The sequence below is a fragment of the Holdemanella porci genome (genome assembly GCF_019052655.1).
Lineage (GTDB): Bacteria > Bacillota_I > Bacilli_A > Erysipelotrichales > Erysipelotrichaceae > Holdemanella > Holdemanella hominis.
The window spans coordinates 1-12,209 of the sequence record NZ_JAHQVB010000058.1; the positions used below are offsets into that span (position 1 = coordinate 1).

Sequence of the window (12,209 nt, forward strand, 5' to 3'; positions counted from 1 at the left end):
GTTTTCTAAAAACTCTTTCATAATTTTGTCTTTTGATTTATTCATGTGATTTCATATACGAAATAAATTGAGGTTTTCCAAAAAGGATGTATTATTTTGATAATTTCACATAATTCAATCGGATTTCACAACATTTACCAAAGTTATACTAAATTTATGACAACATGGAATGTTATTCTATAAGTGCCTTAAAGATAAGGCAATGAATATAGAAATAAACCAATATTCATATCTCTCTCCTAAAAAATAATAATAAACAAAAAGGAACCATTCTAGACACCAACACTAGAATGGTTTCTTTGTTATTCTTTCCAATTAATTTTTCGATAATATAAGAAAAATACAATACTTGATAAAGACCAAGTAAATGGATAAACCAAATATACAAATACAATGTTATGGAATAACATGTTCAACATTGTTAATAAGGTGACTCGCACAAGACACCAACATACAAGCATAACAACCATTGGAATCACAGACTTTCCTACTCCACGAAGTACAGCCGACACACCATGGCTATATGCTAATAAAAAGAATAGAATCGTCGCATAATGAGCTCGTTCTACACCATATTGTATTACTTTTGGATCATCAACAAATAAACGCATTAATGGAGTAGCAAACAGTGCAATCAATAACCCTATGGTTTCAGCCAAGCTGACGGAACAAACCAGTCCAAAATGAGCTCCTTTTCTAGCCCTTTTATATTCTTTGGCTCCTCTATTTTGAGAAACAAACGTAGTTAAAGCCATCATAAAACTTGTGATTGGCAAAAACGCAAAACCCTCAATTTTTGTATAGGTACCAATACCAGCCATAGCCAAGGATCCAAACGAATTGATATTCGATTGTACAACGACATTTGATATTGAAATTAAACTATTCTGAATTCCCGTTGGAATCCCCATTTCCAATATTTCCTTACCTACATCAGCATGTATACGAATCTCAGAAAGATGTACCTGATGACTTTCATTTGTCCGAATCAATAGATACAAACAAAGAGCAGCACTTAAAAACTGCGATAGAATCGTAGCCAAAGCAGCCCCTTCTACATTCATATGAAGTCCTGCTACAAATATGATGTCCAATACAACATTTACACAACTTGATACAATCAAGAAATATAATGGATGTTTGCTATCTCCTACTGACTGCATAATACCTACACAAGAATTGTATAGAATCATTCCTAAAGACCCTAAAAAATAAATTTGTAGATATACAGTGGATAAATGAATCACATTTTTTGGTGTTGACATCCACCCTAACAATACAGGTGCCTACAAGTATCCAAAAACGGTTAAGCCAATCCCAAAAATCAATCCAAACGCCATAAGTGTATGAATCGCATTCTGCATTCTTTCTTTATCATTCGCACCAAAGTAGCGTGCAATGACCACTCCTGCACCTACGGATATTCCTTGAAGCAAACTAGTCAACAAAAAGATCAATTCCCCACAAGAAGTAACGGCCGCAAGGCTTGAACTTCCCAAGTAGTTTCCTACAATCAAGGAGTCCGCGGTATTATAAAGTTGTTGAAATAGATTGCCTAGAAACACAGGAAACGCAAACAGAAGCATTTGTTTCCAAATCGTTCCAGACGTCATTAACATTTGATTCTTTTTCATGTACATATCATACACTATTAGCGCAAGAAAAAAAGCCCATTTCTGGACTTATTGAGAAATGCTCTTGGCATAATCCGTTGGAGAAATCCCATACTGCAATTTAAACTTTCTAGAAAAGTAGTGAATGGAAGTAAATCCTAAAATATCAGATATTTCTGAAATCGTCTGATTATGCTCATGAATCATGATTTTAGCCTGATTCAATTTCACGTTGGAAATATATTGTTTTGGCGTAATATGAATATTTGACTTAAACAAATTCTGTAGACTCGACCTCGAAATTGAGAACTTCGTACACAAATCTTCCACCGTAAACTGTTTATATACATTATTATTGATAAAAACCAAAATTTCATTCAACAACGTACTCTCATAATGCTCTTGCATCGGATTCGCCGTTATAGAAATCGATTCCTCTACCTCATCATCAAATTGATATAAAAGAATTAGAATCTGTTTTAAATACAATAGTACGAGTTCTGAATTCAAATGACCATCGGACTGAATGGATTTCATAAATTCAGACAACACTTGATAAATATCTTTTCGCGTATGAAAAACACGATTCTTTAAATCGCCAGGCAACTTATTATCCATATCAAACGTAATCGTCAGATATGAACAAGTACTCTGACTATCTGTACTTTGTGTATGGAACTGTCCCGGATAATATAAAATCAAATCATATTTAGACAATCTGTAACTATGACCATCTACCGTCGTATCCAAAGTACCATGATCAATATATGTCAATTCATAATAATCATGTGACTCACCAGGAAATGTATAATTCGATTTACGAACCTGGTAAAAACATGTAAAGATCTCTTTTAAATTCATCTTTGAAACCAAAGGCTGATACGAATATGGAGTCTCCATCATCTTCTGATTCATTCCATGACTTGAATAATGAATTTGAAGCACACTCTCTTTTGAGATAGAAACATAATTAAAATAAATATCTGGTTTTAAACGAACAACACGGTGAATCACATATTCCTCAAACTTTTTACCATCTTTACTCACCACTAACATGATAATTCCACTACGCGTATCCAAATATACTGGATCGCTAGAATAATAAAATGAATCAAACGTTTTATTTGTGATTTTAAAATCGTTTTCAACATAATCAATCAAATGCCCTGCATTATGATTTACAGAATAGAATACATCCCCAAACTTCTGGAATGAATAATTCGTAGTTCTCTTTTGCATATAAATAAATCTCCTTAGTTTTATGCCCCTTATTATTTTTTGTTCTTTTTAGTTGTGAAAGTTATTTATCTATTAAAAAGTATAAACCCAAACAGTTTATTCGTAAAGTATTTTTCTGTAAACAAAAACGCCTCATCTATCACATTACACGATAAATAAAGCGTATTTTATTATCTCATTTTTTCAATTAAAGGAACAATCACACTATCAATTATTCTGCAATTTGTCGTTCTTTCATCCCCATAATAGTATTCTTTAAATTCATCTAACGACAAACTCACTATTGTGACCAAAGACATTTCTCTATTATCGCATTTTCATATATATATATCTACGCTACAATGATTCAGAAAAACATTATATCCTGTATCATTCCTATAAAAGCGAAAACAATCCAAGAAAAATACACTCATTTGCGATTCATCTACGGATATACGCATATTATCCACCTCTTGCATTATATCACTTCCCAAAATTTCACAAAATGTTTTGATTAAATTAACGAATGATAAAATTATAGTATAAGTGTGCCTGAGAGAAGCACATCTACAATATTCAAAGGGCCCTATTACAGCTAGGGCAAGGCAAAATTCTGTTTGTTACAGCCACTCAGAATTTAATGTTCATGGTCTCCTAAGAATTGACGGGAGACCCTTTTTTTATTATTATTTTTGTATGTCAAACCTAACTAAACTTGCTCTAGAGCAATCCCTAAAAAGATTCTTATTAAAGAAACCATTGGATAAGATTACCATCAAAGATCTAACGGACGATGTTGGTATTTCAAGAATGTCTTTCTACTATCACTTTAAAGATATTTATGACCTTGTCGAATGGTCTTGTATTTATGATGCCACAAATGCACTAAAAGGAAATAAGACCTACGACACTTGGCAAGAAGGTCTCACATCCATTTTTGAAGCCGTTCTTCAAAATAAGCCATTCATATTGAATGTGTATCACACTACAACACAAGACAGTATCGAAAGATTTTTGTTCACAACCGTACACGACCTTATTTTAGGGGTTGTTAGAGAAAAGGCTCAAGGCACCAACATTTCAGAAGAACAAATCCAATTCATTGCCGATTTCTATAAATATAGCTTTGTAGGCATTATGCTCGACTGGATCGGCAAAGGCATGAATGAAGATTATAATGAAATCGTCTATAATATGGCCAATACTTTGCATGGTTCTATCGCAAATTCCATTTCAAACTTTACAAATGAAGCAAAATGATAAAAAAATTATCATCTTGCTTTTTTTGTTTATGGTTTTTTATTTTGATTCTCACTATTATGTAGCCATAAAGAAAAAAGGAGGACATGTATATGTCAAAGAATACTGTAAAATTAGGCATTGCAGGCCTTACTGCTGCAGCTACAGGTGCTGCTTTATTTACCGCCAAAAAAGTGAACGATAAAAAGAAAGAAGAAGAAAAGACATCTACAAGTGAATATCGTAATACAGAAAGAGGAAAATACGAAAAGAACTCTAAAGGTATTTACTACACTAATGGAAACTATGAAGCATTTGCCCGCCCAGAAAAGCCAGCTGGCGTCGATAATAAGAATGCATATATCGTAGGTAGTGGACTTGCTGCACTAGCGGCTGCTTGCTTCTTAGTTCGTGATGGACAAATGCCAGGAAAAAACATCCACGTATTAGAAGCAATGGATATTGCTGGAGGTGCATGTGATGGAATCTATGATCCCACTCGTGGATATGTCATGAGAGGTGGACGTGAAATGGAAAACCACTTCGAATGTTTATGGGATTTATTCCGAAGCATTCCTTCCTTAGAAATTGAAGGGGCTAGCGTTCTAGACGAATACTATTGGTTAAATAAACATGATCCTAACTACTCATTGTGTCGTGCAACAATCAACCAAGGAAAAGATGCTCATACAGATGGTAAGTTTGACTTAAGTACAAAGGGTGCTATGGAAATCGCAAAATTATTCATGACACCAGACGAAGACTTATATGATAAGACAATTGAAGATGTATTTGATGAAGAAGTATTCGATTCAACATTCTGGATGTATTGGAGAAGTATGTTTGCGTTTGAAAACTGGCACTCTGCATTAGAAATGAAATTATACTTTCAAAGATTCATTCACCACATTTCAGGACTTCCTGATTTCAGCGCGTTAAAATTCACAAGATACAACCAATATGAATCATTGATTCTTCCTATGCAAAAATATCTAGAAGCTCATGGCGTAGACTTCCAATTCAATACAGAAGTCACAAATGTTGAGTTTGAATTTGTAGGTGACAAAAAAATTGCGAAGACAATCGAATGCAAAGTCAATGGAACCGAAACCGGCATTGTATTAACTGAAAACGATTTAGTATTCGTGACAAACGGAAGCTGTACAGAAGGAACAATCTATGGAGATCAAGACCATGCGCCTAATGGAGATGCTGAAGTAAGAACAAGTGGATGCTGGAGCTTATGGAAAAACATCGCAAAACAAGATCCAAGCTTTGGTCATCCAGAAAAATTCTGTTCAGACATTTCAAAGACAAACTGGGAATCTGCCACAGTCACAACATTAGATGATAAGATTATTCCTTATATCACAAATATTTGTAAGCGTGATCCTCGCAGCGGAAAAACAGTTACTGGAGGTATTGTCACTTGTAGAGATTCAAGCTGGTTAATGAGCTGGACAATCAATCGTCAAGGACAGTTCAAGAACCAAGATCCAAACAAAGTATGCGTTTGGGTATATGGACTATTCACAGATGTTGATGGTGACTACATTAAAAAGCCAATGAGAGAATGTACTGGTAAAGAAATTACAGAAGAATGGCTATATCACTTGGGTGTTCCAACGGATCAAATTGAAGAATTAGCTACAAATTCAGCACGATGCGTACCTACAATGATGCCATACATCACTGCCTTCTTCATGCCACGTACAAAAGGTGATCGTCCAGACATAATCCCTGATGGATGTGTAAACTTCGCCTTCTTAGGACAATTTGCCGACACCCCAAGAGACACAGTCTTTACAACTGAATATTCAGTACGTACCGCAATGGAAGCTGTATATGGACTATTGGGTGTTGATCGTGGTGTTCCAGAAGTTTGGGGCAGCGTATATGATGTACGTGAATTATTAGATTCAAGCGTTAAATTAATGGATGGTAAATCGCCACTTGAAATCAACCTTGGGCCTTTAAACGTATTCAAAAAACCAATTCTTAAGGCAATCAAGGGTACTGTAATTGAAAAACTATTAAAAGATCACGATGTGATTAAAAGCAATATGAAATACTAGAAATGAAAAGGAAGAAAGCACTATACTTTCTTCCTTTTACATATCTAGCCAAATTTTAAGTCCCGTTGTATCTGCTCTACCCGATACGAAGGTAACTTCTACATTATGATATTTTTCACACTCTTTACGAATGTCCTTTACTTGGCCTTCTAATACAACTTCATTTTTTTGATTATATAATATTATTGTTGTCTCTGGATAAAACAGCTTCATACATTCATGAAAATTCATATAATAAACCCCAAGAAAAAGAGAGTAGATCAACTACTCTGCTAATTTCTTTTCAATATCTTCGATTTCTTGTTCAAGTTGTTTGATAAAATCTTCTTTATCTTCTACCTGATCCTGTAAGTCAGCTACTGTAGCTTCACTTACCAAACCAGTCATATCATCCTGAAGACGTTTGATTTGACGTTTTTGGTTTGCGATTTGTACTTCTTTACGAGAAATAATTTCTGACATGTGTTCACGCCAGTTAGCACGACGCTTTTCACTAGCCGATTTTAAACCCGCAAAGTATTCATCCATAACTCCTCTGAACTCATTCCAGATTTCGTCTTCTTTATCTTTTCCACAGAAACCAATTGATTTCCATTTGTTAGACAATTCTTTCATCATTGCCGTTTGTTCGCGAGTATATTCCTGTAAACCAGCAATTGATTTAGCTTCCTTAACTAAAGCTTGTTTTTCAGCATATTTTTCAGCATGTTCAACATGCAATTTTTCATAGAATTCATTACGTTTCGCATAGAATTTTTGGCGAGCCTCATTAAACGCATTCCATAAATCATCATCAAATTCACGACCTGCATTTCCTGCTGCTTTCCATGCATCCATCAATTCTTTATATTTAGCACTTGTTTTTTGCCATTCTTCTGAATCCTGTAAAGACTTAGCTTTTTCAATTAAATCTTCTTTTACCTTTTTGGCATTTTCAAACTGAACCGCTCTATTTTCCCAGTTTGCATGTTTACGATCATAGAACTTCTGACGAGCTGCATTGAAACGCTCCCACAATTCATCATCCGTTTTCTTTCCGGCATTTCCTGAAGCTTTCCATTCATCCATTAAAGAAGTCATTTTTTCAGTAGCCTTCTTAAAATCATCTGATAAAGAAGTTTTTTCAGCTTCCTTAATCAAAGCTTCCTTAGCCTCTACAACCTTTTGAGACAATGCCTTTTGCTTCTCATAAACCTTTTCAACATTTGCCTCAAATTCTTCTCTTAACTTTTCTTCTGCCAAAGACTCCCCAAATCCAGTCTTTCTCCATTTTTTCTTTAAATCATTCACAAAGCGAACAGCTTCGTTGAAATCTTCAATTTCATCAACTTTTTTTGATTCTTCGACAAGAGCCTGTTTTTGGTCAATACCGGCTTCCATATCTTCAAATTCTTCGTAAAATTCTTTTTCCATACATCTACTCAGCTTTCTAATCATCCGATTACTTATGATTATAACATATAAAAAAAAAAGTATAAAAAAAAACTGCATTTGCAGTTTAAATTTTATAAATGGTGGAGCGTATCGGGATCGAACCGATGACCCCCTGCGTGCAAGGCAGGTGCTCTCCCAGCTGAGCTAACACCCCATTATAGTAAGCGTCTAAAGAAATCATGGTGGGCCTGAATGGACTTGAACCAACGACCTCACCCTTATCAGGGGTGCGCTCTAACCACCTGAGCTACAGGCCCATATCCCCAAGACGCTCATATATAATACCATAAATATTCATCTTTGCAAGTACTTTTTTACTTTTTTTCTAAAAATTTTCTCTTTTCCTGATAATACACACGCATAATTGTGGAAACCAATAGGATTCCCAAAGCCAAAACACCCGCAATACTCAACGTTTGAAGCCCCATATTTAGTGTGTTTTGAGCATCCCCACGAATGGCCGCAAGCATCGTACGATACATACCGCCTCCAGGAACCAATGGAATCAATGCACAAACTAAAAATGTTGTGACTGGTGTCTTACATTGTCGTGCCAATATTTCTGATGCTAAGGCTAAACCTAAAGCCCCATAGAAATTGGATAATATTTCAGAACAATCTAAATACAGTCCCACCTTGTAACAGACACCACCAATGGCGCCTACAACACCGGCTAGCCATAAATTTCTTCCTTTAATATTAAATAGGAAACCAAACCCTAAACTAGCAAGGAATGAAGAGATTCCTGCTTTTAAAATCACATATATCATAATTCATTCCCCTATATCCAAAAATACATCACAAAACCAGCCCCTACCGCAATGGCAATAGCACACAAAAAGGCATCAACCGCTCTTGCGACACCAGAAACATAATCTCCTGCAATCGTATCACGAATCGCATTGGTAATCGCAAGTCCAGGCACTAAAAGCATAAAGCTAGAAATAACCATAATATCCACATTCGTCTGCGGTAATGCTTGATGGATCAATTGCGCACTCAGTGCTGCAGATCCTGCCGATATCGCATTATTCAAGAAAGAATTTAGTTTGTGTTTTGACAAGAAACAGCTAATACAACGAATCAAAATTCCAATAAAAAAGGACATTACAATTTCTAATAAAGTCCCATTAAAGAACATTCCAAATCCAGCAGCGCCAACCGCACCAAAAAGCATTGTCTCTTTAAATGTATAGCGAGACATCCCCTTAATTCGATCCAATTCATTAGCTAACTCATCCACTGATATTGGATTTGAACAAATTCTTCTAGAAAGCGTATTAATTTGATCAATACGATTCAAATCTACCTCTCCCGTGTGTACCCTGCAAATACGCGTCATTGTTTGATTGTCATACGTCAAAGAAAACATGATACCCGTTAAAGTCACATAGCTATCCGCATATTCAATACCTTCAAAACAATGACACATTCTGACCATTGTTTCTTCGACACGGCTGACTTCCGCACCACTCTCCACTAACATCTTTCCTGCTTCAATAATTGTATTCAATAACTTCTCAATATTCATAATCAAATTATAACAAAAAATAAGCAGAAAAACTGCTTATTAATCAGGAATTTCCACTGTAATCTTGTCCAGTTCTTGAGACACATTTAAAGCGTGGTCATTAATACGCTCAAAATCTGTAAAAATACGTGACAACATCATGCTGACTTCGCTTGAACATTTCTTTTGTTTTAAAGCTTGAATCTGTGCTTCACGCCAACTAGATACAAGTGAATCAATCACATCATCTTTACGTTCTGCCTCTTCTACATCATCCAAATCATTCTTCATATCCTCACATAACTTCTTCATGTGCTCTATAATTTCAATTTCCGAAATTGTCATATCTCCTTGAAGACGTTTTGTCGCCTGATGATTCATATTCACGGCATAATCACTAATACGCTCAATATCCACTAACATCAAATAGTAGCTAGACAATGCTTGAGAAATATTCACATTCAAGTTTGGCGTAGCCAAAGCCGTACTAATATATTCACTAATGACTTTATCCAAGTAATTGACTGTATCCTCTCTTTTGTAGATCTGTTCATCTGTCTTATCACTAAACTGCAACAATTGATCAAAAGCCTGATTTACATTCTCATACGCAAGACTCAACATGTGCATTGTTTCATCATTAATTTGTTTAACCGAAATAGCTGCACCACCAATCATCTTCTTAGACTTAGGTAGTGGCTGCAAATACAATAAACGCTCATCTTCAATCTCTTTATTTTCAACCGGCAAGATGTGTTGTGCAAACTCAGCCAAATACTTTCCAAATGGAAGCAACAAGATTGTTGTACAAACATTAAATATAGTATGCATATTCGCAATCTGTGCAATCGGATTGTATGGCGTTAAATGAATAACCCCAGATACCAATGGTGTAAACATACATACAATTGTAAAGATCGTTGTACCAATGATATTAAAGCTCAAGTGAATGGCGGTAGCCTGCTTAGCCTCACGACTTGTTCCAATTGAAGCAAGAACAGCCGTAATACAAGTACCAATATTCTGCCCAAACAACACATATACAGCTCCATCCAAGCCAATAACACCACTGGCTGCTAGGGCTTGTAAAATACCTACTGAAGCTGAACTCGATTGAATCAAAGCCGTAAATCCTGCACCCACCAAAATACCTACTAATGGATTTGAGAAATGTGTGACTAATTCAACAAATTCTTTTGATTCTCTTAATGGCATCATAGCTGTACTCATCATATTCATACCAATAAAAAGAATACCCAAACCTGCAATGATCTGCCCAATATCGGTTGCTTTGGCACTCTTGGTAAACATAATCAATGCCACACCCATAAAGGCAACTAATGGAGCAATGGCACTTACATCCAGCGCGATCAACTGACCCGTAATGGTTGTACCGACGTTAGCTCCCATAATAATCCATACAGCTTGTTGTAAAGTCATCATCTGTGCGTTGACAAATCCAACGACCATAACTGTTGTTGCACTCGAACTTTGAATAACCGCCGTAACAAGCGCACCTACAATGACTCCTAAAAATCGATTTGAAGTTAATTTCTCCAAAATTTGTTTTAAACGATCTCCAGCCGCAGCTTCAAGACCATTTCCCATCATCTGCATTCCATATAGGAATAAAGCTAATCCACCCAATAAAGACAATATATTTGTTGTTGTCATATTTTCCACCTTTTCATAATTACACACTTAATATAAATTTAAACGCAAATTCATACTATCTTTACAATGTTAAATCTATGTTAAATTTATTTAACAATTCAAAATAGGGTGTATAATAACCCCAATAAAAGGAGAATTTTATGACAACAATCATTGAAAACAGAAGAAATTTACACCAAATTCCAGAAATTGAACTTACCACACAAAAGACAGCGCAATATATTGAAAACGTATTAGACTTATATGACTGCATCATTGATCATCCCATCCAAAATAGTGTAACCGCCTATTTTGATAACCAAAAAGAAAAGACAATCGTATTCCGTTCCGATATGGATGCACTTCCTATGGAAGAAAATACAGACCTAGAATTCAAAAGCACCAATGGATGTATGCACGCCTGCGGGCACGACGGCCATATGGCCATGGTTTTAGAATTAGCGAAATATGCCAAGGAAAGCGACTACAACGTATTATTGTTATTTCAGCCAGGCGAAGAAAAACCTGGTGGCGCCAAACCTATCATTGAATCTAAATTCTTCGATAAATTTAATATTGCCGCCATCTACGGAATACACATCTATCCAGAACTTGAAAAAGGCAAAGTCTATACGCGTCCTCATGAAATGATGGCAGGCGGATGTGAGTTTGAACTTTTAGTAAAAGGAAAAGCCAGTCATGCAGCCCAACCTCAAAATGGAATCAACGCACTAACGGCTTGTGTAGAAATTCTACAAAAGTCTTTAGAACAAGAAGAAAAAGCTTTCGACGACAACACATTCCACCTTCTTCATTTTGGAACTTTCCATTCTGGATCAGCTTTTAACATCATTGCTGACCAAGCCCATGTACGAGGCTCTATTCGCTATTATGATCCAAAGGTATTTGATCAAATTGTGAATATCATTGAACAAAACATGAATAATGCAATCAAAAAATACAAGGTGCAAGTAAACTTCAAAATCAATCACCACTATCCACCTGTATTCAACAACGAAGAATTATTCTATACAATATACAAAAACAATCTAGTCAACAAACTAGAAAGCCCTGTACTTATCAGTGAAGACTTTGGCTACTATAGAAATGTAGCCCCATCTATCTTCTTCTTTTTAGGTACGGGAGACACCATTCCATTACACTCAAATAAGTTCACCTTTGATGAAGCCATCCTATACAAAGGTGTGGAACTATACAGGAAACTATTAACGACAAAAAACCCATTCTAGTAAGCACTAGGATGGGTTTTTATTATTATGATACCTAAAAACCACGCTTAAAAGGCGTGGTTTTCTCTGCGGCTATAAAACTTTACTGCCTGCTCGCAAAGGGCTTCATTTTTACTTATTCTTTCTCCTTGCTTTTTCTTGTTTATACGCCTGTTGGTGTGGTTCTGAGAATGGATTTGCGTACTCTTTTACACTCATTTTATCCATTGCTATATCG

10 protein-coding genes, 2 tRNA genes and 1 pseudogene are annotated in these 12,209 nt (G+C 35.7%); 3 read left to right on the plus strand and 10 right to left on the minus strand.

Annotated features, from left to right (window positions below; translation table 11 throughout):
• Positions 1-302 precede the first annotated feature (302 nt).
• The 3 genes and pseudogenes from KTQ83_RS09505 to KTQ83_RS12575 all read right to left on the minus strand — a co-directional run bounded on the left by KTQ83_RS09505 (position 303) and on the right by KTQ83_RS12575 (position 3,151).
• A pseudogene (locus KTQ83_RS09505) lies at positions 303-1,649 on the minus strand (MATE family efflux transporter).
• A gap of 33 nt (positions 1,650-1,682) precedes the next feature.
• Positions 1,683-2,852, minus strand: a complete 1,170-nt coding sequence (locus KTQ83_RS09510; protein WP_186999716.1) for an AraC family transcriptional regulator — start codon at positions 2,850-2,852, stop codon at positions 1,683-1,685.
• A 170-nt stretch (positions 2,853-3,022) separates the two neighbouring features.
• A complete protein-coding gene (locus KTQ83_RS12575) occupies positions 3,023-3,151 on the minus strand; it encodes a hypothetical protein (RefSeq protein ID WP_255650339.1) in 129 nt (42 codons plus the stop codon).
• Between the two features lie 376 nt (positions 3,152-3,527).
• Between KTQ83_RS12575 and KTQ83_RS09515 the strand changes: the two genes are divergently transcribed.
• Together KTQ83_RS09515 and KTQ83_RS09520 are read left to right on the plus strand one after the other, a co-directional pair.
• On the plus strand, positions 3,528-4,091 hold the full coding sequence (locus KTQ83_RS09515) for a TetR/AcrR family transcriptional regulator (protein WP_217256647.1): 564 nt from the start codon (positions 3,528-3,530) through the stop codon (positions 4,089-4,091).
• A gap of 92 nt (positions 4,092-4,183) precedes the next feature.
• Entirely contained in the window at positions 4,184-6,145 is a 1,962-nt protein-coding gene (locus KTQ83_RS09520) for an oleate hydratase (RefSeq protein ID WP_227403215.1), read from the plus strand.
• A gap of 36 nt (positions 6,146-6,181) precedes the next feature.
• On the opposite strand, the gene KTQ83_RS09525 is transcribed toward KTQ83_RS09520, so the two are convergent.
• The 7 genes from KTQ83_RS09525 to KTQ83_RS09555 form a co-directional block, all read right to left on the minus strand.
• Positions 6,182-6,376: a hypothetical protein gene (locus KTQ83_RS09525; RefSeq protein WP_217256648.1), complete on the minus strand. Its 195-nt coding sequence runs from the start codon at positions 6,374-6,376 to the stop codon at positions 6,182-6,184.
• A 33-nt stretch (positions 6,377-6,409) separates the two neighbouring features.
• On the minus strand, positions 6,410-7,558 hold the full coding sequence (locus KTQ83_RS09530) for a DUF349 domain-containing protein (protein WP_217256649.1): 1,149 nt from the start codon (positions 7,556-7,558) through the stop codon (positions 6,410-6,412).
• 99 nt (positions 7,559-7,657) lie between these two features.
• A tRNA-Ala gene (locus KTQ83_RS09535) sits at positions 7,658-7,733 on the minus strand.
• Between the two features lie 26 nt (positions 7,734-7,759).
• A tRNA-Ile gene (locus KTQ83_RS09540) sits at positions 7,760-7,836 on the minus strand.
• A 57-nt stretch (positions 7,837-7,893) separates the two neighbouring features.
• Positions 7,894-8,349, minus strand: coding sequence for a threonine/serine exporter family protein (locus tag KTQ83_RS09545; RefSeq protein WP_186999741.1), 456 nt, complete (start codon positions 8,347-8,349; stop codon positions 7,894-7,896).
• 11 nt (positions 8,350-8,360) lie between these two features.
• A complete protein-coding gene (locus KTQ83_RS09550; protein WP_186999740.1) occupies positions 8,361-9,110 on the minus strand; it encodes a threonine/serine exporter family protein in 750 nt (249 codons plus the stop codon).
• A 39-nt stretch (positions 9,111-9,149) separates the two neighbouring features.
• Positions 9,150-10,763: a Na/Pi cotransporter family protein gene (locus tag KTQ83_RS09555; RefSeq protein WP_217256650.1), complete on the minus strand. Its 1,614-nt coding sequence runs from the start codon at positions 10,761-10,763 to the stop codon at positions 9,150-9,152.
• 140 nt (positions 10,764-10,903) lie between these two features.
• On the opposite strand from KTQ83_RS09555, the gene KTQ83_RS09560 reads away from it, so the two are divergent.
• On the plus strand, positions 10,904-11,992 hold the full coding sequence (locus tag KTQ83_RS09560) for a M20 metallopeptidase family protein (protein WP_217256651.1): 1,089 nt from the start codon (positions 10,904-10,906) through the stop codon (positions 11,990-11,992).
• Positions 11,993-12,209: the final 217 nt, after the last annotated feature.